This window comes from Priestia flexa (assembly GCF_021441905.1).
Taxonomy (GTDB): Bacteria; Bacillota; Bacilli; order Bacillales; family Bacillaceae_H; genus Priestia; species Priestia flexa.
In genome coordinates this window covers 3,860,669-3,883,546 of the sequence record NZ_CP090431.1, presented here as the reverse complement: position 1 = coordinate 3,883,546, position 22,878 = coordinate 3,860,669, and the positions used below count along the sequence as shown (strand labels likewise).

Here is a 22,878-nt window from a genome sequence, read left to right as displayed (position 1 = left end):
TCTGTGTCCCTCCTTATCCTAACAGTTCTTCTACAGACTTACCACGTAGTTTTGCAACTTCTTCTGCACGTTTTAGGTTAGCTAAACCGTTAAGAGTTGCACGTACCATGTTAATTGGAGTATTTGAACCTAAAGATTTAGATAGAATATCACTTACGCCAGCTAATTCTAATACCGCACGAACTGGACCACCAGCGATAACTCCCGTACCTTCAGAAGCAGGTTTCAAGAAAATTTGACCTGCACCAAATTGTCCAAGGATTTCGTGTGGAATTGTAGTACCAACCATAGGTACAGTGATTAAGTTTTTCTTCGCATCTTCAATTGCTTTACGGATTGCATCTGGTACCTCTTGTGCTTTACCAGTACCAAATCCAACATGACCGTTTTTGTCACCAACTACTACTAAAGCAGCAAAGCGGAAACGACGTCCACCTTTAACAACTTTAGCTACGCGGTTAACGGTAACAACACGTTCTTCAAGCTCTAATTTATTTGGATCAATACGACGCATGATTTTCCCTCCTTTTACAATTAGAATTGTAATCCAGCTTCACGAGCAGCGTCAGCTAAAGCTTTTACGCGACCATGATATAAATAACCGCCACGATCGAATACCACTTCTTTCACGCCATTTTCTACTGCGCGTTTAGCAACTAATTCGCCAACTTTTGTAGCAGCTTCAACGTTACTAGTACTTTCTAAAGAAAGATCTTTATCTAAAGTAGACGCACTAGCGATTGTTACTGAATTTAAATCGTCAATGACTTGTGCATAAATATGTTGGTTAGAACGGTACACGTTTAAACGTGGACGAGTTGCAGTACCAGACAATTTAGCACGAACACGAGCATGTCTTTTCTTACGAACTTTGTTCTTATCTTGCTTCGTGATCATTTCGGTCACTCCTTTCTTTTACCTAACTGGCATTACTTCTTAGCAGTTTTACCTTCTTTACGACGAACATATTCACCTTCATAACGAATACCTTTACCTTTGTAAGGCTCTGGTGGGCGAACGTCACGGATATTTGCAGCTAATGCACCTACACGCTCTTTATCGATACCTTTAATAACAATTTTAGTTTGAGAAGGAACCTCAACTTCGATACCTTGCTCTGGAGTGATCTCAACTGGATGAGAGTATCCAACACTCAATACTAATTTGCTACCAGATTTTTGCGCACGGTAACCAACACCGACTAATTCTAAACCACGTTCGAAACCATTTGTAACACCTTCAACCATGTTACCTATTAGGCTACGAGTAGTTCCGTGAAGAGCACGGTGCTCCTTGTTGTCGCTAGGACGAGTTACAACTAATACGTTATCTTCAACTTTGATTTCAATCTCAGGGTGGAATGTACGAGTCAATTCACCCTTTGGCCCTTTTACAGTTACAGTGTTGTTTTCGTTTGTAACTGTAACACTTGCAGGAAGTTCTAAAGGCTTTTTACCAACACGTGACATAACTTACACCTCCATTCACTTTAAAAACTTATTACCAAACGTATGCTAATACTTCTCCACCTGTTTGTTTTTGACGAGCTTCTTTGTCAGTTAAAACACCTTGAGAAGTAGAAACGATTGCAATTCCTAAACCGTTAAGTACACGAGGTACTTCGTTTGTTTTTGCATAAACACGTAGACCAGGTTTACTGATACGTTTTAAGCCTGTAATTACACGCTCATTGTTTGCACCGTATTTTAAGAAGATACGGATGATACCTTGTTTGTTATCTTCGATGTATTCTACATCACGCACAAAACCCTCACGCTTAAGGATTTCTGCAATTTGCTTCTTAATGTTAGAAGCAGGAACTTCGATTTTTTCATGACGAACCATGTTCGCATTGCGGATACGAGTTAGTAAATCTGCAATAGGATCAGTCATTACCATATTAATTTACCTCCTTCCCAAACTTGGGTTTTACCAACTAGCTTTTTTAACACCAGGAATTTGACCTTTATAAGCAAGCTCACGGAAACAAATACGGCAAAGCTTGAATTTACGTAGTACTGAGTGTGGACGTCCACAACGTTCGCAACGTGTGTACTCTTGTACTTTGAACTTCTGCTGGCGTTTTTGCTTCGCAATCATTGATTTTTTAGCCACATTTTCGCCTCCTCTGCTTAACGTTGGCAGTTATTACTTCTGGAATGGCATACCGAACTGAGTTAAAAGCTCACGAGCTTCTTCATCAGTGTTTGCTGTTGTAACAATAACGATATCCATACCACGAACTTTGCTCACTTTATCATAATCGATCTCTGGGAAGATCAATTGCTCTTTAACACCTAATGTGTAGTTTCCACGACCATCAAATGCTTTTTTAGATACTCCACGGAAATCACGTACACGTGGAAGTGAAACTGAAACTAATTTATCGAAGAACTCATACATGCGCTCGCCGCGTAAAGTTACTTTAGCACCGATTGGCATACCTTCACGTAGACGGAAACCTGCAATAGATTTCTTAGCACGAGTTACGATAGGTTTTTGACCAGTGATGTCAGCTAATTCTTCAACAGCGTTATCTAAAGCTTTTGAGTTAGAAACAGCCTCACCGATACCCATGTTAATAACGATCTTTTCGATCTTTGGCACTTGCATTACAGATTCATAATTAAACTTGCTCACTAGAGCAGGTGTAATTTCTTTTGTAAATTTCTCTTTAAGACGGTTCATGTGAACTATACCTCCCTTCACATTTCAATAATTATTTATCTAAAGTTTCACCAGATTTTTTTGCTACACGTACCTTTTTGCCGTCGATTACTTTGTAACCAACACGTGTTGGCTCACCAGATTTCGGATCTAATGGCATTACGTTAGATACGTGGATAGGTGCCTCTTGGCTAACGATTCCACCTTGTGGATTTACTTGAGAAGGTTTAGAGTGTTTTTTCACTACGTTTACGCCTTCTACAAGTACACGGTTTTTCTTTGGAAAAGCAGCAAGTACTTCGCCTTGTTTGCCTTTATCTTTACCAGAGATAACCACTACTTTGTCGCCCTTTTTTACATGCATCCTATTCGCACCTCCTTAAAAGGCATTTTGTTTTTATTCATTAATATATAATTAGATAACTTCTGGAGCTAAAGATACGATCTTCATGAAGTTGTTGTCACGTAATTCACGAGCAACTGGTCCAAAGATACGAGTACCACGTGGACTCTTATCGTCACGGATGATTACGCAAGCATTTTCGTCAAAACGGATATATGAACCGTCGTTACGACGAACACCGCGTTTTGTACGTACTACTACTGCTCTAACAACGTCACCTTTTTTAACAACGCCTCCTGGTGTTGCTTGTTTCACCGTACAAACGATAACATCACCAATATTAGCTGTCTTACGACCAGAACCACCTAATACTTTGATAGTAAGTACTTCACGCGCACCAGAGTTGTCTGCAACTTTTAAACGAGATTCTTGTTGAATCATGTACGAAACCTCCCTTCGGATGAATCATTCTTATCCGATCTGTCTTTCACTATTAGATAATAACAGCTTCTTCTACAACTTCTACTAGACGGAAACGTTTAGTAGCTGATAACGGACGAGTTTCCATGATTTTCACGATATCGCCCACTTTAGCTGTGTTATTCTCATCGTGAGCTTTGAACTTTTTTGAGTACTTTACACGTTTACCGTAAAGCGAATGCTTTTTGTATGTTTCTACAAGAACAGTAACAGTCTTATCCATTTTGTCAGAAACTACGCGGCCAGTGTAAACTTTACGTTGATTGCGTTCACTCATTCTGAAAGCCTCCTCTCAGACTTATTATTTATTAGCAGCGATCTCTCTTTCACGAACTACAGTCTTCATGCGAGCAATCGCTTTGCGTACTTCGCGAATACGAGTAGTATTCTCTAATTGTCCAGTCGCTAATTGGAAACGAAGGTTGAATAACTCTTCTTTTAAAGCTTTAACTTTTTGTTCAATTTCGGCAGTGGTAAGGTCACGAATTTCATTAGCTTTCATTAGATTCACCACCAATTTCTTCACGTTTTACAAACTTACACTTTACTGGTAGCTTGTGAGCTGCTAAACGTAATGCTTCACGAGCAACTTCTTCAGATACGCCTGAGATTTCAAACATTACTTTACCAGGCTTAACAACAGCTACCCAACCTTCAGGTGCACCTTTACCAGAACCCATGCGCACTTCTAGTGGTTTAGCAGTATAAGGTTTAGAAGGGAAAATTTTAATCCATACTTTACCGCCACGTTTCATGTAACGAGTCATAGCGATACGAGCAGATTCGATTTGACGGTTTGTAATCCAAGAAGCTTCTAAAGCTTGTAAACCGAACTCACCGAAGTGTACTTCAGTACCACCTTTTGCACGTCCTCGCATTTTTCCGCGGTGTTCGCGACGATATTTAACGCGTTTTGGCAATAACATTATTATTTTCCTCCTTCCTCAGATTTCTTTTTAGTAGGAAGGACTTCTCCACGATAGATCCATACTTTCACGCCAAGCTTACCGTAAGTTGTATCTGCTTCAGCATGAGCATAATCGATATCAGCGCGAAGTGTATGAAGTGGAACTGTACCTTCACTATAGTATTCAGAGCGAGCAATGTCAGCTCCGCCTAGACGACCAGATACCATTGTTTTGATACCTTGTGCACCAGCACGCATTGTGCGTTGAATTGATTGCTTTTGCGCACGACGGAATGATACACGATTTTCAAGTTGACGAGCGATGTTTTCAGCAACAAGCTTAGCATCTAAGTCAGCTCTTTTAATTTCTAAAATGTTGATGTGTACACGCTTGCCTGTTAATTGGTTAAGAGCTTTACGAAGTGCTTCAACTTCAGTACCACCTTTACCAATTACCATACCAGGTTTTGCAGTGTGGATCGTTACGTTTAAACGGTTAGCAGCACGTTCGATTTCTACTTTAGAAACAGCTGCATCGTTAAGACGTTTAGCGATATATTCACGTACTTTTAAGTCTTCATGTAATAAGTCAGCATAGTCTTTACCAGCGAACCATCTTGATTCCCAATCACGGATGATGCCGACGCGTAGACCAACTGGATTTACCTTTTGACCCATGAATTATCCCTCCTTCTTTTCTGATACCACGATTGTAATGTGGCTTGTGCGTTTGTTAATTTGGCTTGCACGACCTTGAGCACGTGGACGGAAACGTTTTAAAGTTGGACCTTCGTCAACAAAAACTTCAGAAACAACTAAGTTGTTAGCGTCCATTTCATAATTGTGTTCTGCATTGGCAATAGCAGATTTTAATAGTTTCTCAACAACCGGAGAAGCAGCCTTAGGCGTGTGAAGTAGCACTGCTAATGCTTCACCCACTTGCTTACCTCGAATTAAATCTACAACTAAACGAACTTTACGAGGAGCAATACGTACTGTTCTCGCAACAGCTTTAGCTTGCATTTAAAAGCCTCCTCTCATATTAGCGTCTTGTTTTCTTATCGTCACTTGCGTGACCTTTATAAGTACGAGTTGGTGCGAATTCACCAAGTTTATGACCTACCATATCTTCAGTTACATAAACAGGTACATGTTTACGACCGTCATATACAGCAATAGTGTGACCAATGAATTGAGGAAAAATAGTTGAACGACGAGACCAAGTCTTAACAACTTGTTTGCTGTCTGTTTCATTTAACTTCTCAATTTTATTAATTAAGTGTCCATCAACAAAAGGTCCTTTTTTTAAGCTGCGACCCATAAGTGAACCTCCCTTCGTGATTGTTCTACGGTTCGCTTGAACCGTAGCTCAATCCCGTTATTTTTTACGACGACGAACGATAAATTTATCGGATTTATTTTTCTTCTTACGAGTTTTAAATCCAAGTGTTGGTTTGCCCCATGGACTCATTGGAGACTTACGTCCGATAGGTGAACGTCCTTCACCACCACCGTGTGGGTGATCATTAGGGTTCATTACAGAACCACGAACAGTTGGACGGATACCTAACCAACGAGAACGACCAGCTTTACCAATGTTGATTAGTTCGTGTTGTTCATTACCTACTTGACCTACAGTAGCGCGGCAAGTAGCTAGGATCATGCGAACTTCACCAGAAGTTAAACGTACTAATACGTATTTACCTTCTTTACCAAGTACTTGTGCAGAAGCACCTGCTGAACGTACTAATTGTCCACCTTTACCTGGTTTTAATTCGATGTTGTGTACTACTGTACCAACAGGAATGTTTGCTAGTGGAAGAGCGTTACCTACTTTAATGTCAGCTTCAGTACCTGACATAACTTCCATACCTACTTTAAGGTTTTTAGGAGCAAGAATGTAACGTTTTTCACCATCAGCATAATTGATTAATGCGATGTTTGCTGAACGGTTTGGATCATACTCGACTGTAGCAACGCGTCCAGGTATTCCATCTTTATCACGTTTAAAGTCGATGATACGGTATTGACGTTTGTGCCCACCACCTTGGTGACGAACAGTGATTTTACCTTGGTTGTTACGACCACCTTTGCGTGTAACAGGTGCAAGTAACGATTTTTCTGGTTTGTCAGTAGTGATTTCAGCGAAATCTGAAACCGACATACCACGACGACCATTTGAGGTTGGTTTGTACTTTTTAATCGCCATCTCAATTTCCCTCCTTCTCTATTAATCTTAAGCTTCGAAGAATTCGATTTCGTTGCTTTCTTGAGTTAGCGTTACTACCGCTTTACGACGACGGTTTGTAAGACCGCTATAACGACCTACACGTTTGAATTTACCTTTGTAGTTCATGACATTTACTTTTTCAACTTTTACGTCAAAGATTCTTTCGATCGCATCTTTAACTTCAGTTTTATTAGCTTTTACATCAACTTCAAAAGTGTATTTCTTCTCAGTCATTAAGTCTGTTGAACGTTCTGTAATTACGGGGCGCTTAATAATATCACGAGGATCTTTCATTATGCAAGCACCTCCTCTACTTTTTCAACTGCGTCTTTAGTGATTACAAGCTTATCGTGATTAACAACGTCTAATACGCTTAATCCGTTAGCTGTAACAACTGTTACACCAGGAATGTTACGTGCTGAAAGTGCAACATTTTCGTTAAGATCAGCAGTTACTACTAATGCTTTGCGCTCTACTGTTAGGTTTTTAAGAACTGCTACCATCTCTTTTGTTTTTGGAGCATCAAAAGATAAAGCTTCAAGTACAACAATGCTGTTATCTTGAACTTTTGTAGATAAAGCAGACTTAATAGCTAAACGACGAACTTTTTTAGGTAATTTGTAGCTATAGCTTCTTGGAACTGGACCAAATACTACGCCACCACCACGCCATTGTGGAGAACGGATAGATCCTTGACGTGCACGACCAGTACCTTTTTGACGCCATGGCTTACGACCACCACCACGTACTTCAGAACGATTTTTTACTTTAGAAGTACCTTGACGCATCGCTGCACGTTGCATGATGATTGCATCAAAAAGTACTTTGTTATTAGGTTCGATACCGAATACGGCATCTTGTAATTCGATTTCACCAACGTTTTTACCGTCTTGGTTAAACAATGCTACTTTTGGCATTGGTTATTCCTCCTTTCTCGAAGAATTATTATTTAGATTTAACCGCAGATTTCACAGTTACTAGAGACTTTCTAGCTCCTGGCACGTTACCTTTTACTAATAAAAGGTTGCGTTCTACGTCAACTTTTACGATTGATAAGTTTTGAACTGTAATGCGCTCTCCACCCATGCGTCCTGGTAATAATTTACCTTTGAATACGCGGTTTGGAGCAACAGGACCCATTGAACCTGGGCGACGGTGGTAACGAGAACCGTGAGACATTGGTCCACGAGATTGTCCGTGGCGTTTAATAGCACCTTGGAAACCTTTACCTTTTGAAACTCCTGTTACATCGATTACATCGCCTTCTGCGAAAATATCAACCTTGACTTCTTGACCAACTTCATATTCTGAAGCGTTCACTCCGCGTAACTCACGGATGAAGCGCTTAGGAGCAGTATTAGCTTTAGAAGCGTGTCCTTTAGCAGGTTTGTTAGATAATTTCTCACGAATATCTTCAAAACCTAATTGGATTGCTTCGTAACTGTCTGTCTCAGCGTTTTTAACTTGAAGAACTACGTTTGGAGTAGCTTCAATTACTGTTACAGGGATTAAATCACCGTTTTCAGCGAATACTTGAGTCATACCGATCTTTCTTCCTAAGATTCCTTTGGCCATTAGTCACACCTCCTAAGTATGTCTTCATTCTTTATTTTAAATTAAAGTTTAATTTCGATATCTACACCAGATGGTAAATCTAAACGCATTAATGAATCAACAGTTTGTGGTGTTGGATTCACGATATCAATTAAGCGTTTATGCGTGCGCATTTCGAATTGCTCACGAGAATCTTTATATTTGTGCACAGCACGTAGAATTGTATAAACTGATTTCTCAGTTGGCAACGGAATCGGACCAGATACTGTAGCGCCAGAGCGTTTAGCAGTTTCTACGATTTTCTCAGCTGATTGATCAAGAATTCTGTGATCGTATGCTTTTAAACGAATGCGAATTTTTTCTTTTGCCATTATTTTCCCTCCTTTTTCGCCTATCTTTCTAAATAGACATTCTCCGCGGAAATTTCCCCACACTCGCCATGGCAAAGCAGCCGGGTGTGTCGGCAACCTTCCGCATCATCGCAGTCAAAGACCAACATTCTTATTGTACTAAAAATGGGTCGGTATTGCAACAGTCTTTTATATAAAATATAAAACTTTTTTTCTGTTGCGCACTTTTTTCATTATATATAAAACAAATACACAATGCAAGTGCAATCATAAATTCTCTATTTACCTTTTATGACCAAAAAAAAGAAGCAGGATTTCCTGCTTCTTTTTTAAAGAGTAAAAGATTACTCAGTGATTGTAGCTACAACGCCAGCGCCTACTGTACGTCCACCTTCACGGATTGAGAATTTAGTACCTTCTTCAATCGCGATTGGAGCGATAAGTTCAACAGTCATTTCGATGTTGTCGCCAGGCATTACCATTTCTACGCCTTCTGGTAAGTTACAAATACCAGTTACATCAGTTGTACGGAAGTAGAACTGAGGACGGTAGTTGCTGAAGAATGGAGTGTGACGTCCACCTTCTTCTTTAGAAAGAACGTATACTTCAGCTTTGAATTTAGTGTGTGGAGTGATTGTACCTGGTTTAGCTAGTACTTGTCCACGTTGGATATCTTCACGAGAAACACCGCGAAGTAAAGCACCGATGTTGTCACCAGCTTCAGCATAGTCAAGAAGCTTACGGAACATTTCTACACCAGTTACAGTAGTAGATTTTGATTCTTCAGCTAAACCGATGATGTCTACAACGTCACCAACTTTAACTTGTCCACGCTCAACACGACCAGTAGCAACTGTACCACGACCAGTGATTGAGAATACGTCCTCAACTGGCATCATGAATGGTTTTTCAGTGTCACGCTCTGGAGTTGGGATGTACTCATCAACAGCGTCCATAAGCTCGATGATTTTAGCTTCCCAATCAGCATCTCCTTCAAGAGCTTTAAGAGCAGAACCTTTGATTACCGGTACATCGTCACCTGGGAAGTCGTATTCAGAAAGAAGGTCACGTACTTCCATTTCTACTAATTCAAGTAACTCTTCATCGTCTACCATGTCACATTTGTTTAAGAATACAACTAGGTATGGAACACCTACTTGACGAGAAAGAAGGATGTGCTCACGAGTTTGTGGCATTGGGCCATCAGCAGCAGATACTACTAAGATACCGCCATCCATTTGTGCAGCACCAGTGATCATGTTTTTAACGTAGTCAGCATGTCCTGGGCAGTCAACGTGTGCATAGTGACGAGTGTCAGTTTCATACTCAACGTGTGCAGTTGAGATTGTGATTCCACGCTCGCGCTCTTCTGGAGCAGCGTCGATCATGTCATAAGCCATAGCTGCACCTTTACCGCTTTTCTTAGCAAGTACAGTAGTGATAGCAGCTGTTAAAGTTGTTTTACCATGGTCAACGTGACCAATTGTACCAATATTGGCATGTGTTTTTGAACGGTCGAATTTTTCTTTACCCATTCGTAACGCCTCCTTAATTTCTTATAATGTAAATTTATGAGGCCGTGAAAAGGAATCAACTCCACTTTCACAGCGTACATAAGTAGTTATACTTTAATAAAGAGTGAAAATCAATTATTCACCTTTATTTTTTTTAATAATTTCTTCTGAAATAGACTTTGGTACTTCTTCATAATGATCAAAGTGCATAGAGTAGTTTCCACGACCTTGAGTATTAGAACGTAATGCAGTTGCATAACCAAACATTTCAGAAAGTGGTACGAATGCGCGTACTACTTGAGCGTTTCCGCGAGCTTCCATACCTTCTACACGTCCACGACGAGAAGTGATGTCACCCATGATGTCACCTAAGTACTCATCAGGAATTACAACTTCAACTTTCATCATTGGCTCAAGAATAACTGGGTTACATTTTGAAACTGCGTTTTTAAGTGCCATAGAAGCGGCAATTTTAAACGCCATCTCACTTGAGTCAACGTCATGGTAAGAACCGTCTACTAAAGCAGCTTTAACATCGATTACTGGGTAACCTGCTAATACACCGTTTTGAAGTGCATCTTCAAGACCAGCTTGAACTGCAGGGATGTATTCACGTGGAACTACACCACCAACAATTTTGTTTTCGAATTCGAAGCCTTTACCTTCTTCGTTCGGTTCAAACTCAATCCAAACGTGACCGAATTGTCCACGACCACCAGATTGACGTGCAAATTTACCTTCAACTTTCGCAGAACCGCGGAAAGTTTCACGGTATGCTACTTGAGGAGCACCAACGTTAGCTTCTACTTTGAACTCGCGACGCATACGGTCAACGATGATATCTAAGTGAAGTTCACCCATACCAGAGATGATGATTTGACCAGTCTCTGTGTTAGTTTCCGCACGGAAAGTTGGATCTTCTTCTTGTAGTTTTTGAAGAGCAGTTGTCATCTTATCTTGGTCAGCTTTTGACTTAGGCTCAACAGATAATGAAATAACTGGCTCTGGGAACTCCATAGACTCAAGAATAACAAGATTCTTTTCATCACATAAAGTGTCACCAGTAGTAGTATCTTTCAAACCTACAGCAGCAGCGATATCTCCAGCATATACAGCTGAAATCTCTTCACGAGAGTTAGCATGCATTTGTAGGATACGTCCTACACGCTCACGCTTACCTTTTGTAGAGTTCTGTACATAAGAACCAGAGTTAAGAATTCCAGAATATACGCGGAAGAATGTTAATTTCCCTACGTATGGATCTGTCATTACTTTAAACGCTAAAGCTGAGAATGGAGCGTCGTCGCTAGATGGACGTACAACTTCTTCATCAGTATCAGGAGTGATACCTTTGATTGCTGGTACATCTGTTGGAGCTGGTAAGTAATCAATTACCGAGTTCAACATTAATTGTACACCTTTGTTTTTGAACGCTGATCCACAAAGAACTGGGTAGAATTCAACGTCACAAGTACCTTTACGGATAGCAGCTTTTAGTTCTTCAACGCTAAGCTCGCCTTCTTCAAGATACTTCATCATTAATTCTTCATCAAGTTCTGCAGCAGCTTCTACAAGTTTAGCATTATATTCTTCAGCTAATTCTTTGTATTCTTCTGGGATCTCAATTTCTTGAATATCAGTTCCTAGGTCATTACCGTAGTGGTAAGCTTTCATTTCCACTAAGTCAATGATTCCCGTGAATTGATCTTCAGCACCGATTGGCAATTGGATTGGGTGAGCATTTGCACCTAAACGATCATGAATCGTTTTAACAGAGTACAAGAAGTCAGCACCGATTTTATCCATTTTGTTTACGAATACTACACGCGGTACACCGTATGTAGTAGCCTGACGCCATACAGTTTCTGTTTGAGGCTCAACACCAGATTGAGCATCAAGAACTGCCACCGCACCATCAAGTACACGAAGTGAACGTTCAACTTCTACAGTGAAGTCTACGTGTCCAGGAGTATCGATGATGTTAACACGGTGACCTTTCCAAGAAGCAGTTGTTGCAGCAGACGTGATTGTAATACCACGCTCTTGCTCCTGCTCCATCCAGTCCATTTGTGAAGCTCCTTCATGAGTTTCACCAATTTTATGGATACGACCAGTATAATAAAGAACACGCTCAGTTGTTGTTGTTTTACCAGCATCAATATGAGCCATGATACCAATATTACGAGTGTTTTCTAAGGAGAACTCTCTTGCCATGTTAGGTATTTCTCCTTCCATATTATAATTAGTTTTTTTAATTGATTCGTTAAAAGATTACCAACGGTAGTGAGCAAACGCTTTGTTCGCTTCTGCCATTTTATGAGTATCTTCACGTTTCTTAACTGCAGCACCAGTGTTGTTAGCTGCGTCAAGGATTTCGTTAGCTAAACGCTCTTCCATCGTTTTTTCTCCACGAAGACGAGCATAGTTTACTAACCAACGAAGACCTAGAGTTGTACGACGCTCTGGACGTACTTCTACAGGAACTTGGTAGTTAGAACCCCCTACACGGCGTGCTCTAACTTCTAATACAGGCATGATGTTTTTAAGAGCTTGGTCGAATACTTCCATAGCTTCTTTACCACTGCGCTCTTGTACTAGATCGAATGCTCTATAAAGAATAGCTTGTGATTTACCGCGCTTTCCATCAAGCATCATTTTGTTGATTAAGCGTGATACAAGCTTTGAATTGTAAATTGGATCTGGTAATACGTCTCTCTTTGCAACAGGACCCTTACGTGGCATTCTAATTTCCTCCTTTCACTTATGAGAATAATTCTATTTGTTGTTTATATTATTTTTTAGCTGCTTTTGGTCGCTTAGTACCATATTTAGAACGACCTTGCATACGGCCATCCACACCAGCAGTATCTAACGCACCACGTACGATATGGTAACGTACCCCTGGTAAATCTTTTACACGTCCACCGCGGATAAGTACCACGCTGTGTTCTTGTAAATTGTGACCAATACCTGGGATATAAGCAGTAACCTCGATACCGTTAGTTAAACGTACACGAGCATATTTACGAAGAGCCGAGTTCGGTTTCTTCGGTGTCATAGTACCCACACGTGTACATACACCACGTTTTTGTGGAGAAGACTGGTTAGTTTGAGCTTTTTTAAAGCTGTTGTAACCTTTGTTTAAAGCAGGTGAGTCAGATTTTTGAACCTTGCTCACACGACCTTTACGGATTAGTTGATTAATAGTAGGCATTTGAATTTCCTCCTTTCAGCTTTTGTAAGACCACACATCCAGGTGGTTCATTTTTTAGCAAAAAACAAAGTCTTTGAACACTAGTCCAAAAACGTGTTAACTAATAATTGCAACAGCTGCCGCATCTACTTCTATTCCACAAGCTTTTCCAAGCTCTTTCATAGAGTTAACAAAACTGTAAGGGGTATTTTCTTGCACAGCAACTTTCACTACCAAGTCGGTAATGTAGGTGTCTGCATTATCCGCAAGTATAACTTCCTTTACAATTCCTTTTTTTAAAGCTTTCACTGTCTGCTTAGTTCCTACAATAATATGATCAGCCTGTGATACTTTTTCATAAGACATTATCATATCCTCCAAAGCAACAGGTAGTTTATAGGAGCACCTTTGATATAGTATCATTCCCTAGAATGGATGTCAACTGCACGATGCAGTTTTTTTAAAAAAACATCCATTCTAGAAAAATGACTACTTATTAATCGATTGTTACTGGCTCTTCAACCTGATTTTTAACTGGTTCAGCATTACGATATCTCGTCATACCAGTACCAGCAGGAACAAGTTTACCAATAATAACGTTCTCTTTAAGACCTAATAGTTCATCACGTTTTCCTTTAATAGCTGCATCTGTAAGAACACGAGTAGTTTCTTGGAATGATGCTGCTGATAAGAAGGAATCCGTTTCAAGAGATGCTTTTGTGATACCAAGTAGTACAGGTCGACCAGTAGCTGGACGATTGCCCTCTAGTAACACTTTTTCGTTAGCATCAGTGAATTGGTGAATATCTAATAGTGAACCTGGTAATACATCTGTATCTCCAGAATCCATTACTCTCACTTTACGAAGCATTTGGCGTACCATTACTTCAACGTGCTTATCACCAATTTCTACCCCTTGCATACGGTATACTTTTTGTACTTCACGTAGCAGGTATTCTTGAACAGCAGTGATATCTTTTACTTTTAATAACTCTTTCGGATCAATTGAACCTTCTGTTAACTCTTGACCACGAGCAATCTCTTGGCCTTCAGCTACCTTCAAGCGTGCACTGTAAGGAGCTGTGTAAGAGCGTGTTTCAATGTCACCTTGAACTGTAATTTCATGCTGACGGTCACGTCCTTCAGTAATTGAAGTAACGGTACCTTCGATTTCTGAAATAACAGCTTGGCCTTTAGGGTTACGAGCTTCAAAGATCTCTTGGATACGAGGTAAACCTTGAGTGATGTCATCTCCGGCAACCCCACCAGTATGGAATGTACGCATCGTTAACTGTGTACCTGGCTCACCGATTGATTGAGCAGCGATAATACCAACTGCTTCACCAACTTCAACTTCTGAACCAGTTGCCAAGTTACGTCCGTAACATTTTTTACATACTCCATGACGAGTGTTACAAGTAAACGCAGAACGAATCCATACTTCTTCAACACCAGCATTTACAATTTCTTCAGCTAGATCTTCTGTAATTAATTCATTTTCTGCTACAAGTACTTCGTTTGTTTCTGGATGAACAACAGTTTTACGTGCATAACGTCCAATTAGACGCTCATCCAGCTTTTCGATTTCCTCCGTGCCTTCTTTGATTGCAACAGCCAAGATTCCTCGGTCTGTACCGCAATCATCATCACGAACGATAACATCTTGAGCCACATCAACAAGACGGCGAGTAAGATAACCTGAGTCAGCTGTTTTAAGGGCTGTATCAGCAAGACCTTTACGCGCACCGTGAGTAGAGATAAAGTATTCTAATACTGTTAAACCTTCACGGAAACTTGATTTGATTGGTAACTCGATGATACGTCCAGACGGGTTAGCCATCAGACCACGCATACCAGCAAGCTGCGTGAAGTTAGATGCGTTACCACGGGCACCAGAGTCACTCATCATAAAGATTGGATTTCGTTTATCTAAGGATTCCATCAGCTTACCTTGGATAACGTCTTTCGCACTACTCCAAATTGAGATTACGCGATCATAACGCTCATCTTCAGTAATTAAACCACGACGGAATTGTTTTAGAACATTATCTACTTTAGCTTGCGCTTCTTGTAAGATACCTTCTTTTTCACCTAATACAACGATATCTGCTACACCAACTGTAATACCAGCTTTAGTAGAATATTTGAAACCTAAGTCTTTCATGCGATCAAGCATTTTAGACGTTTCAGTAATCTTAAAGCGTTTGAATACTTCAGCAATGATATTACCTAAGATTTTTTTCTTAAATGGTGCAATTGCAGGTTGATTTTTAATAAATTCTTTTACGTCAGCACCTTTTTCAACAAAGTATTTATCCGGTGTCTTAACTTCAAGGTTTTCTCTTGTTGGTTCGTTAATATACGGGAATGATTCCGGTAAGATTTCGTTAAATACAAGCTTACCTACAGTCGTCACTAACAATTGTTGATTTTGTGCTTCAGTAAATGTTTGGTTATTTAAAGAACCAGCGTATACACCAACACGAGTATGTAAATGTACATATCCGTTTTGGTATGCCAGCAACGCCTCATTTGTATCTTTAAATACCATACCTTCACCCACTGCGTCTTCACGCTCAAGTGTTAAGTAGTAGTTACCTAATACCATATCTTGAGATGGTGTAACAACTGGTTTACCATCTTTTGGATTCAGGATGTTTTGCGCTGCTAACATTAAGATGCGCGCTTCTGCTTGTGCTTCTGCAGATAACGGTACGTGAACGGCCATTTGGTCACCATCAAAGTCCGCATTGTATGCTGTACATACAAGTGGATGTAGACGGATTGCACGACCTTCTACTAATGTAGGTTCAAACGCTTGGATACCAAGTCTGTGAAGCGTAGGTGCACGGTTTAACAGAACTGGATGCTCTTTAATAACCGATTCTAATACGTCCCATACTTCAGGTTGAACGCGCTCGATTTTACGTTTCGCACTCTTGATGTTATGAGCTAGACCACGCTCAACTAACTCTTTCATAACAAACGGCTTAAATAGTTCTAACGCCATTTCTTTTGGTAAACCACATTGGTACATCTTTAAGTTCGGTCCTACAACGATTACAGAACGCCCAGAGTAGTCAACACGTTTACCCAGTAAGTTTTGACGGAAGCGTCCTTGCTTACCTTTTAACATATGTGAAAGAGATTTTAACGGACGGTTACCAGGACCTGTTACAGGGCGCCCACGACGACCGTTATCGATTAAAGCATCTACAGCTTCTTGAAGCATACGCTTTTCGTTTTGAACGATAATGCTAGGAGCTCCAAGATCTAGTAAACGTTTTAAGCGGTTGTTACGGTTAATTACACGACGATATAAATCATTTAGGTCAGAAGTTGCAAAACGTCCACCATCTAATTGAACCATTGGACGAAGTTCCGGTGGGATAACCGGTAAAACATCTAAGATCATCCAAGAAGGCTCATTACCAGAGTGACGGAAAGCTTCCAACACTTCTAAACGCTTAATTGCACGTGTACGACGTTGACCTTGAGCAGTTTTAAGCTCTTCTTTTAGAGCATCTACTTCTTTGTCAAGATCGATGTCTTGTAATAATTTCTTAACAGCTTCCGCACCCATCGCTGCATGGAAAGTTTTTCCGTACTTTTCACGATATGCACGATATTCTTTTTCAGATAATAGCTGTTTCTTTTCAAGCGGTGTATCACCAGCATCTGTTACAACATATGAAGCAAAATAGATAATTTCCTCTAGCGCACGAGGGGACATGTCTAAGACAAGTCCCATGCGGCTAGGGATACCTTTGAAGTACCAAATATGTGAAACAGGTGCAGCTAGTTCAATATGTCCCATACGTTCACGACGTACTTTTGCTCTTGTTACTTCTACTCCACAGCGGTCACATACTACGCCTTTGTAACGAACGCGTTTGTATTTACCACAGTGGCACTCCCAGTCCTTTTGTGGACCAAAGATGCGCTCACAAAACAAACCATCTTTTTCAGGTTTTAATGTACGATAGTTGATCGTTTCCGGTTTTTTTACCTCACCGTATGACCAAGAGCGAATTTTATCTGGCGAAGCTAGACCAATTTTCATATACTCAAAGTTATTTACATCTAGCAAGGAGCCTACCTCCCTTTTAATCTACAGGTTTTTTCCCTTAACGTGCGTATACTTTTATATGAAAGTAATTCCTTACTCTTTGATAACAGGGTCTTTTTGACCTTCAGAAATTCCTTCTGGTTCTACATCAGACATAATAGATTCGGATTGTTGTTCTTGATCATCCTCTGAATCTACAATGTCAATCTCTTGCTCATCAGCTGAAAGCATTTTTACATCCATACCTAAACTTTGTAATTCTTTAATTAATACTTTGAATGATTCAGGTATACCTGGCTCTGGAATATTTTCGCCTTTTACGATGGCTTCATATGTTTTCACACGACCAACAACATCATCCGACTTCACAGTTAGAATCTCTTGTAGCGTATAAGCAGCACCGTATGCTTCCAGCGCCCATACTTCCATCTCTCCAAAACGTTGTCCACCAAATTGCGCTTTACCACCTAATGGCTGTTGGGTAACAAGTGAATATGGTCCAGTAGAACGTGCGTGAAGCTTATCGTCTACCATGTGAGCAAGTTTAATCATGTACATAATACCTACTGATACACGATTATCGAAAGGTTCACCTGTACGACCATCGTATAATACAGTTTTCGCATCACGTGACATGCCTGCCTCTTCAATCGTCGCCCAAACATCTTCTTCACGAGCACCATCAAATACTGGAGATGCAACATGAATTCCAAGTTTACGAGCCGCCATACCTAAATGAAGCTCTAATACTTGCCCGATGTTCATACGAGAAGGTACCCCTAGTGGGTTTAACATGATATCGATTGGGGTTCCATCTGGTAAGTAAGGCATATCTTCCTCTGGTAAAATACGCGAGATTACACCTTTGTTACCGTGACGACCGGCCATTTTGTCACCTTCAGAAATTTTACGCTTCTGAACGATATATACGCGAACAAGTTGGTTTACACCTGGTGGTAACTCATCGCCATCTTCACGATTGAAGACTTTAACATCAAGGATAATTCCGCCTCCACCATGTGGTACACGTAATGAAGTATCGCGAACCTCACGTGCTTTTTCACCAAAGATTGCATGTAATAAGCGCTCTTCAGCTGTTAGTTCCGTAACACCTTTAGGCGTTACTTTACCAACTAAAAGATCACCATCTTTAACTTCGGCACCAATGCGAATGATACCACGCTCATCTAGGTTACGAAGAGCATCTTCACCCACGTTTGGAATATCACGTGTAATTTCTTCTGGTCCTAGTTTCGTATCACGAGACTCAGACTCATATTCTTCAATATGAACAGAAGTATATACATCGTCTTTTACAAGACGTTCACTCATGATAATAGCATCCTCATAGTTATATCCGTCCCAAGTCATGAAACCTACTAAAACGTTACGTCCTAATGCAAGCTCTCCTTTTTCCATAGAAGGGCCGTCAGCTAGGATTTCACCTTTTACAACTTCATCGCCAACTGAAACAATTGGACGCTGGTTGTAGCAAGTACCTTGGTTCGAACGAACAAACTTAAGAAGCTTGTATTTATCTAAGTTACCTTTAACTTTTTGCCCGTCTACCTCTTCATAACGACGAACAAAAACTTGTTTTGCTTCCACGCGCTCAACAACACCAGGGTGCTTACAGATAACTGCAGCTCCTGAGTCTTTACCAGATACATATTCCATACCTGTTCCAACAAGTGGCGCTTCTGGGTTTAACAACGGTACTGCTTGACGTTGCATGTTGGCACCCATTAATGCACGGTTTGAGTCATCATTCTCTAAGAATGGAATACAAGCTGTTGCCGCGGATACTACTTGCTTTGGTGATACGTCCATGTAATCTAAACGATCACGACGGATAACTGTATTTTCACCACGGAAACGGGCTACAATATTTTCATCTAAGAAAGAACCATCTTCACCTAAGCGTGCATTCGCTTGAGCAACTACATAGTTATCTTCTTCATCAGCAGTTAAGTAATCAATTCTTGACGTAACTTTACCTGTTTCAGGATCAATACGACGATATGGCGTTTCAATAAAGCCGAATTTATTTACTTTTGCATAAGAAGATAATGAGTTAATTAACCCAATGTTTGGTCCCTCAGGCGTTTCGATTGGACACATACGACCATAGTGAGAGTAGTGAACGTCACGAACTTCGAATCCAGCACGCTCACGAGTCAAACCACCTGGTCCTAATGCAGACAGACGGCGCTTATGTGTCAATTCAGCTAACGGGTTTGTTTGGTCCATGAACTGAGAAAGCTGAGAGCTACCAAAGAATTCTTTAATAGCAGCAATTACAGGGCGAATATTGATTAACTGTTGAGGAGTAATTGTGTTCGTGTCTTGAATAGACATTCTCTCACGAACAACACGCTCCATACGAGATAAACCAATACGGAATTGGTTTTGCAACAATTCCCCTACAGAACGAAGACGACGATTTCCTAAATGGTCGATATCATCTGTATCCCCTACTTGGTGAAGTAAATTAAAGAAGTAGCTAATTGATGCTAGAATATCAGCCGGTGTAATATTCTTTACTTCTTCTGTCACGTAAGCATTACCAGAAACTGTAATAACTTTCTCTCCATCCGGATCGTTTGGAGCATAAATCTTGATAGATTGTAACGTGACATTGTCTTCTAAAACTCCGCCAACTGGGCTATAAGTTTTGAAGTTTACTCCACTTTCAAGCATTGGAATTAAGCGATCTAATGTACGACGATCAATCATTGCACCTTTTTCAGCAATAATTTCACCCGTTTCATGATCAACTAATGTTTCTGCTAATTTTTGATTAAACAAACGATGTTTAATATGAAGCTTTTTATTAATCTTGTAACGACCAACGTTTGCTAAATCATAGCGCTTTGGATCAAAGAATCGAGATACAAGCAATGATTTTGCATTTTCTACAGTTGGTGGCTCACCTGGACGTAAGCGCTCATAGATTTCTAGTAGCGCTTTTTCTGTACTTTCCGTGTTATCTTTTTCAAGCGTGTTACGGATGTACTCATTATCTCCAATTAGATCAATAATCTCTTGGTCTGAACCAAAACCTAATGCACGTAACAGTACTGATACTGGAAGTTTACGAGTACGATCAATACGCACATAAACGACGTCTTTTGCATCAGTTTCATATTCTAACCATGCTCCACGGTTTGGAATAACAGTAGCTGTATATCCCTTTTTACCATTTTTATCTACTTTTCCACTGTAGTAGACGCTTGGTGAACGTACCAATTGTGATACGATAACGCGCTCAGCACCGTTAATAACAAACGTACCAGTTTCCGTCATCAATGGGAAATCACCCATAAACACATCTTGGTCTTTTACTTCACCTGTTTCTTTATTAATTAAACGCACCTTAACACGAAGAGGTGCTGCATAAGTTACATCACGTTCTTTAGACTCTTCTACTGAATACTTTGGCTCACCTAAGCTGTAGTCAATAAATTCTAGTGATAAATTACCAGTAAAATCATCGATTGGAGAAATATCCTGGAACATTTCTCGTAATCCTTCATCTAAAAACCATTGGTATGAAGCCGTTTGAATCTCGATTAAGTTTGGTAATTCTAGAACCTCACTGATACGAGCATAACTTCTGCGCTGGCGGTGGCGTCCATACTGAACTAGTTGACCTGTCAACTGATTCACCCCTCAAATCAAGCGTTATTATTCAAGACATATAATAAACTATTGTTTATTATTGAACAAAAGAAAAATGGTTTCTTTAAATAGAAAACCACAATTTCATAAAACGTACTATTGATTTTATTAGTTTTCCCATACATTCTCAAATTATACGTGCAATTTTATGTATAACAGAGGCCTATATGGAATATTTATATATTGGCATTTTATAATGCTAACATACTAAAAAATATTAGTCAACATTTTTTAGCACGTATGATATAATAGCCTTTTTTCTTTTCTACTACCTCTACTTCTTCAAATAGAGACTCTAGTTTCATTAAAGCGGAAGGAGCTCCCTGTTTCTTTTGAATGACGACCCATAATTCACCTTGTTCAACGAGATGGCTATATGCCCCTTCAAGAATTTCGTGTACAATTTTTTTACCAGCACGAATTGGTGGGTTCGTAAGAATAGTAGAGAAATGATCAATTTTCACATTACTATAGCAAGAGCTCTGATAAATTTGAACATTATCAATCCCATTAGCTTTTGCATTCTTTTCTGATAAAGCTAATGCGCGCTCGTTAACATCAACCATATGCACTTGCTCATCTGGATGAAGTTTAGCCATCGCTAAACCGATAGGACCATATCCACAGCCGACGTCTAGAATAGGACCTTTTACGTTATTAACCTCAAAGCTGTCAATTAGCACTCGAGAACCAAAATCAACTTCTTTTTTAGAGAAAACACCATGATCGCTAGTGAAACGAAAAGATTGTCCTCGAAGTTCAAACGAAAATGTCTCTTCATTACTGCTAGCCGATGGTGTGTTTGAAAAATAGTGTTCTGTCAACTGAACTCCTCCTTCTAAAAGGCATCCTCTAATACTATAAACGAATAGAGAAACAGAAGCAAAAAAGCTCGCTTGAATAAGCGAGCTTTTTCATATCAAATGTTAAGTAATAATTACTTAACTTCTACAGAAGCGCCAACTTCTTCAAGTTTAGCTTTTGCTTCTTCAGCTTCTTCTTTAGAAATACCTTCTTTAAGAGCTTTTGGAGCGTTATCAACGATTTCTTTAGCTTCTTTTAAGCCAAGACCAGTGATTTCACGTACTACTTTGATAACTTTGATTTTTTGGCCGCCAGCACTTTCAAGTACTAGGTCAAATTCAGTTTTCTCAGCAGCAGCTTCACCAGCAGCACCGCCAGCTACAGCTACAGGAGCAGCAGCAGTTACGCCAAATTCTTCTTCAATTGCTTTTACTAAATCGTTAAGTTCTAAAACAGTCATATTTTTAACTGCTTCAATGATTTGTTCTTGAGTCATTGTTAATTTCCTCCTTGTGATTGTGTTATATATAACAGACTAAATTATGCACCTTGTTCTTCTTTTTGATCTGCCACAGCTTTTGTAGCAAGAGCAAGGTTGCGGATTGGAGCTTGAAGAACGCTAAGTAACATAGAAAGTAAGCCTTCGCGAGATGGAAGTTCAGCAATAGCTTTAATTTCATCAACAGTTGCTACATTACCTTCGATAACACCAGCTTTAATTTCTAACGCTTCGTGTTCTTTAGCGAAGCTGTTAAGAATTTTAGCTGGAGCAATAACGTCTTCTCCACCAAATGCAATTGCGTTTGGACCAACTAGCGCTTCGTTAAGGCTGTTTAGTTCAACCTTTTCTACAGCACGGCGAGTTAAAGTGTTTTTGTATACTTTGAACTCAATTCCCGCGTCACGTAATTGCTTACGAAGTTCAGTTACTTCAGCAACATTTAACCCACGGTAGTCAACTACGATTGCTGATCCACTTGCTTTAAGCTTGTCAGCAATTTCATCAACAACTTGTTTCTTTTGTTCAATTACGTTGCTCATTTTTACACCTCCTGTAGATTTCCTTCCGTACACTCATACAAGGTG

General features: G+C 39.9%; 29 protein-coding genes and 1 other annotated feature (1 of these 30 running past the window's edge). All 29 genes read right to left on the bottom strand.

The window, feature by feature from the left end:
• Positions 1-13 precede the first annotated feature (13 nt).
• Positions 14-514, bottom strand: a complete 501-nt coding sequence (rpsE, locus tag LZP85_RS20015) for a 30S ribosomal protein S5 (protein WP_025909742.1) — start codon at positions 512-514, stop codon at positions 14-16.
• A 20-nt stretch (positions 515-534) separates the two neighbouring features.
• Complete coding sequence (gene rplR / locus LZP85_RS20010; RefSeq protein ID WP_025909741.1) at positions 535-897, bottom strand: 50S ribosomal protein L18; 363 nt, start codon at positions 895-897, stop codon at positions 535-537.
• 32 nt (positions 898-929) lie between these two features.
• Positions 930-1,469, bottom strand: a complete 540-nt coding sequence (gene rplF, locus LZP85_RS20005; protein ID WP_234561905.1) for a 50S ribosomal protein L6 — start codon at positions 1,467-1,469, stop codon at positions 930-932.
• 31 nt (positions 1,470-1,500) lie between these two features.
• Positions 1,501-1,899 carry a 30S ribosomal protein S8 gene (rpsH, locus tag LZP85_RS20000; RefSeq protein WP_025909739.1) on the bottom strand — a complete coding sequence of 133 codons (399 nt, stop codon included), beginning with the start codon at positions 1,897-1,899 and terminating at the stop codon, positions 1,501-1,503.
• Positions 1,900-1,929: 30 nt separating this feature from the next.
• Positions 1,930-2,115: a type Z 30S ribosomal protein S14 gene (locus LZP85_RS19995; RefSeq protein ID WP_025909738.1), complete on the bottom strand. Its 186-nt coding sequence runs from the start codon at positions 2,113-2,115 to the stop codon at positions 1,930-1,932.
• A 33-nt stretch (positions 2,116-2,148) separates the two neighbouring features.
• Positions 2,149-2,688 carry a 50S ribosomal protein L5 gene (gene rplE, locus LZP85_RS19990; RefSeq protein ID WP_025909737.1) on the bottom strand — a complete coding sequence of 180 codons (540 nt, stop codon included), beginning with the start codon at positions 2,686-2,688 and terminating at the stop codon, positions 2,149-2,151.
• Positions 2,689-2,719: 31 nt separating this feature from the next.
• Positions 2,720-3,031: a 50S ribosomal protein L24 gene (gene rplX, locus LZP85_RS19985; protein WP_025909736.1), complete on the bottom strand. Its 312-nt coding sequence runs from the start codon at positions 3,029-3,031 to the stop codon at positions 2,720-2,722.
• 51 nt (positions 3,032-3,082) lie between these two features.
• Positions 3,083-3,451, bottom strand: coding sequence for a 50S ribosomal protein L14 (rplN, locus tag LZP85_RS19980; RefSeq protein WP_025909735.1), 369 nt, complete (start codon positions 3,449-3,451; stop codon positions 3,083-3,085).
• Positions 3,452-3,503: 52 nt separating this feature from the next.
• Positions 3,504-3,767 carry a 30S ribosomal protein S17 gene (gene rpsQ, locus LZP85_RS19975; protein ID WP_025909734.1) on the bottom strand — a complete coding sequence of 88 codons (264 nt, stop codon included), beginning with the start codon at positions 3,765-3,767 and terminating at the stop codon, positions 3,504-3,506.
• 24 nt (positions 3,768-3,791) lie between these two features.
• Positions 3,792-3,992, bottom strand: coding sequence for a 50S ribosomal protein L29 (gene rpmC / locus LZP85_RS19970; protein ID WP_025909733.1), 201 nt, complete (start codon positions 3,990-3,992; stop codon positions 3,792-3,794).
• Complete coding sequence (gene rplP / locus LZP85_RS19965; protein WP_025909732.1) at positions 3,982-4,416, bottom strand: 50S ribosomal protein L16; 435 nt, start codon at positions 4,414-4,416, stop codon at positions 3,982-3,984. Before rplP ends, rpmC begins: the two co-directional genes overlap by 11 nt.
• Before the next feature lie 2 nt (positions 4,417-4,418).
• Positions 4,419-5,075 carry a 30S ribosomal protein S3 gene (rpsC, locus tag LZP85_RS19960; protein WP_025909731.1) on the bottom strand — a complete coding sequence of 219 codons (657 nt, stop codon included), beginning with the start codon at positions 5,073-5,075 and terminating at the stop codon, positions 4,419-4,421.
• A gap of 3 nt (positions 5,076-5,078) precedes the next feature.
• Positions 5,079-5,420, bottom strand: a complete 342-nt coding sequence (gene rplV, locus LZP85_RS19955; protein WP_025909730.1) for a 50S ribosomal protein L22 — start codon at positions 5,418-5,420, stop codon at positions 5,079-5,081.
• 19 nt (positions 5,421-5,439) lie between these two features.
• Entirely contained in the window at positions 5,440-5,718 is a 279-nt protein-coding gene (gene rpsS, locus LZP85_RS19950) for a 30S ribosomal protein S19 (RefSeq protein ID WP_025909729.1), read from the bottom strand.
• Between the two features lie 57 nt (positions 5,719-5,775).
• Positions 5,776-6,606 carry a 50S ribosomal protein L2 gene (gene rplB, locus LZP85_RS19945; protein WP_025909728.1) on the bottom strand — a complete coding sequence of 277 codons (831 nt, stop codon included), beginning with the start codon at positions 6,604-6,606 and terminating at the stop codon, positions 5,776-5,778.
• A 27-nt stretch (positions 6,607-6,633) separates the two neighbouring features.
• On the bottom strand, positions 6,634-6,921 hold the full coding sequence (gene rplW, locus LZP85_RS19940) for a 50S ribosomal protein L23 (RefSeq protein WP_025909727.1): 288 nt from the start codon (positions 6,919-6,921) through the stop codon (positions 6,634-6,636).
• A complete protein-coding gene (gene rplD, locus LZP85_RS19935; protein ID WP_025909726.1) occupies positions 6,921-7,544 on the bottom strand; it encodes a 50S ribosomal protein L4 in 624 nt (207 codons plus the stop codon). The genes rplW and rplD overlap by 1 nt, the downstream gene beginning before the upstream one ends.
• A gap of 28 nt (positions 7,545-7,572) precedes the next feature.
• Positions 7,573-8,202 carry a 50S ribosomal protein L3 gene (gene rplC, locus LZP85_RS19930; protein ID WP_025909725.1) on the bottom strand — a complete coding sequence of 210 codons (630 nt, stop codon included), beginning with the start codon at positions 8,200-8,202 and terminating at the stop codon, positions 7,573-7,575.
• 41 nt (positions 8,203-8,243) lie between these two features.
• Positions 8,244-8,552, bottom strand: coding sequence for a 30S ribosomal protein S10 (gene rpsJ, locus LZP85_RS19925; RefSeq protein WP_061784777.1), 309 nt, complete (start codon positions 8,550-8,552; stop codon positions 8,244-8,246).
• A 323-nt stretch (positions 8,553-8,875) separates the two neighbouring features.
• The gene (gene tuf, locus LZP85_RS19920; protein ID WP_025909723.1) at positions 8,876-10,066 is read right to left on the bottom strand and encodes an elongation factor Tu; all 1,191 of its coding nucleotides are present in this window, start codon (positions 10,064-10,066) and stop codon (positions 8,876-8,878) included.
• A 114-nt stretch (positions 10,067-10,180) separates the two neighbouring features.
• Complete coding sequence (fusA, locus tag LZP85_RS19915) at positions 10,181-12,259, bottom strand: elongation factor G (protein ID WP_119542717.1); 2,079 nt, start codon at positions 12,257-12,259, stop codon at positions 10,181-10,183.
• Between the two features lie 57 nt (positions 12,260-12,316).
• The gene (rpsG, locus tag LZP85_RS19910; protein ID WP_013054923.1) at positions 12,317-12,787 is read right to left on the bottom strand and encodes a 30S ribosomal protein S7; all 471 of its coding nucleotides are present in this window, start codon (positions 12,785-12,787) and stop codon (positions 12,317-12,319) included.
• Between the two features lie 49 nt (positions 12,788-12,836).
• Positions 12,837-13,259: a 30S ribosomal protein S12 gene (gene rpsL, locus LZP85_RS19905; protein ID WP_025909721.1), complete on the bottom strand. Its 423-nt coding sequence runs from the start codon at positions 13,257-13,259 to the stop codon at positions 12,837-12,839.
• Between the two features lie 96 nt (positions 13,260-13,355).
• Complete coding sequence (locus LZP85_RS19900) at positions 13,356-13,604, bottom strand: 50S ribosomal protein L7ae-like protein (protein ID WP_025909720.1); 249 nt, start codon at positions 13,602-13,604, stop codon at positions 13,356-13,358.
• 130 nt (positions 13,605-13,734) lie between these two features.
• Positions 13,735-17,328 carry a DNA-directed RNA polymerase subunit beta' gene (gene rpoC / locus LZP85_RS19895; RefSeq protein WP_234561903.1) on the bottom strand — a complete coding sequence of 1,198 codons (3,594 nt, stop codon included), beginning with the start codon at positions 17,326-17,328 and terminating at the stop codon, positions 13,735-13,737.
• A gap of 72 nt (positions 17,329-17,400) precedes the next feature.
• Positions 17,401-20,967, bottom strand: coding sequence for a DNA-directed RNA polymerase subunit beta (gene rpoB / locus LZP85_RS19890; protein WP_119542719.1), 3,567 nt, complete (start codon positions 20,965-20,967; stop codon positions 17,401-17,403).
• A gap of 242 nt (positions 20,968-21,209) precedes the next feature.
• Complete coding sequence (locus tag LZP85_RS19885) at positions 21,210-21,812, bottom strand: class I SAM-dependent methyltransferase (protein ID WP_061784778.1); 603 nt, start codon at positions 21,810-21,812, stop codon at positions 21,210-21,212.
• A gap of 113 nt (positions 21,813-21,925) precedes the next feature.
• On the bottom strand, positions 21,926-22,288 hold the full coding sequence (gene rplL / locus LZP85_RS19880; RefSeq protein ID WP_013054917.1) for a 50S ribosomal protein L7/L12: 363 nt from the start codon (positions 22,286-22,288) through the stop codon (positions 21,926-21,928).
• Between the two features lie 44 nt (positions 22,289-22,332).
• Entirely contained in the window at positions 22,333-22,833 is a 501-nt protein-coding gene (gene rplJ, locus LZP85_RS19875; protein ID WP_025909716.1) for a 50S ribosomal protein L10, read from the bottom strand.
• A gap of 41 nt (positions 22,834-22,874) precedes the next feature.
• Positions 22,875-22,878 (bottom strand) — a sequence feature (ribosomal protein L10 leader region) (it continues 140 nt past the right edge of the window).

Bases quoted from the DNA above. Each gene is read 5' to 3' on its own strand.
- rplP (WP_025909732.1), bottom strand. From the start codon at position 4,416: ATGTTATTGCCAAAACGCGTTAAATATCGTCGCGAACACCGCGGAAAA.
- rpsS (WP_025909729.1), bottom strand. From the start codon at position 5,718: ATGGGTCGCAGCTTAAAAAAAGGACCTTTTGTTGATGGACACTTAATT.
- rplR (WP_025909741.1), bottom strand. From the start codon at position 897: ATGATCACGAAGCAAGATAAGAACAAAGTTCGTAAGAAAAGACATGCT.
- rplB (WP_025909728.1), bottom strand. From the start codon at position 6,606: ATGGCGATTAAAAAGTACAAACCAACCTCAAATGGTCGTCGTGGTATG.
- rpsQ (WP_025909734.1), bottom strand. From the start codon at position 3,767: ATGAGTGAACGCAATCAACGTAAAGTTTACACTGGCCGCGTAGTTTCT.
- rpmC (WP_025909733.1), bottom strand. From the start codon at position 3,992: ATGAAAGCTAATGAAATTCGTGACCTTACCACTGCCGAAATTGAACAA.
- rpsC (WP_025909731.1), bottom strand. From the start codon at position 5,075: ATGGGTCAAAAGGTAAATCCAGTTGGTCTACGCGTCGGCATCATCCGT.
- rplL (WP_013054917.1), bottom strand. From the start codon at position 22,288: ATGACTCAAGAACAAATCATTGAAGCAGTTAAAAATATGACTGTTTTA.
- LZP85_RS19900 (WP_025909720.1), bottom strand. From the start codon at position 13,604: ATGTCTTATGAAAAAGTATCACAGGCTGATCATATTATTGTAGGAACT.
- rplV (WP_025909730.1), bottom strand. From the start codon at position 5,420: ATGCAAGCTAAAGCTGTTGCGAGAACAGTACGTATTGCTCCTCGTAAA.
- rpsE (WP_025909742.1), bottom strand. From the start codon at position 514: ATGCGTCGTATTGATCCAAATAAATTAGAGCTTGAAGAACGTGTTGTT.
- rpsG (WP_013054923.1), bottom strand. From the start codon at position 12,787: ATGCCACGTAAGGGTCCTGTTGCAAAGAGAGACGTATTACCAGATCCA.
- rplJ (WP_025909716.1), bottom strand. From the start codon at position 22,833: ATGAGCAACGTAATTGAACAAAAGAAACAAGTTGTTGATGAAATTGCT.
- rplN (WP_025909735.1), bottom strand. From the start codon at position 3,451: ATGATTCAACAAGAATCTCGTTTAAAAGTTGCAGACAACTCTGGTGCG.
- rplX (WP_025909736.1), bottom strand. From the start codon at position 3,031: ATGCATGTAAAAAAGGGCGACAAAGTAGTGGTTATCTCTGGTAAAGAT.
- rpsH (WP_025909739.1), bottom strand. From the start codon at position 1,899: ATGGTAATGACTGATCCTATTGCAGATTTACTAACTCGTATCCGCAAT.
- rpsJ (WP_061784777.1), bottom strand. From the start codon at position 8,552: ATGGCAAAAGAAAAAATTCGCATTCGTTTAAAAGCATACGATCACAGA.
- rplF (WP_234561905.1), bottom strand. From the start codon at position 1,469: ATGTCACGTGTTGGTAAAAAGCCTTTAGAACTTCCTGCAAGTGTTACA.
- fusA (WP_119542717.1), bottom strand. From the start codon at position 12,259: ATGGCAAGAGAGTTCTCCTTAGAAAACACTCGTAATATTGGTATCATG.
- rplE (WP_025909737.1), bottom strand. From the start codon at position 2,688: ATGAACCGTCTTAAAGAGAAATTTACAAAAGAAATTACACCTGCTCTA.
- rplC (WP_025909725.1), bottom strand. From the start codon at position 8,202: ATGGCCAAAGGAATCTTAGGAAGAAAGATCGGTATGACTCAAGTATTC.
- rplW (WP_025909727.1), bottom strand. From the start codon at position 6,921: ATGAAAGATCCTCGTGATATTATTAAGCGCCCCGTAATTACAGAACGT.
- tuf (WP_025909723.1), bottom strand. From the start codon at position 10,066: ATGGGTAAAGAAAAATTCGACCGTTCAAAAACACATGCCAATATTGGT.
- rplD (WP_025909726.1), bottom strand. From the start codon at position 7,544: ATGCCAAAAGTAGCATTGTTTAACCAAGACGGTAAAAACGTTGGTGAA.
- rpsL (WP_025909721.1), bottom strand. From the start codon at position 13,259: ATGCCTACTATTAATCAACTAATCCGTAAAGGTCGTGTGAGCAAGGTT.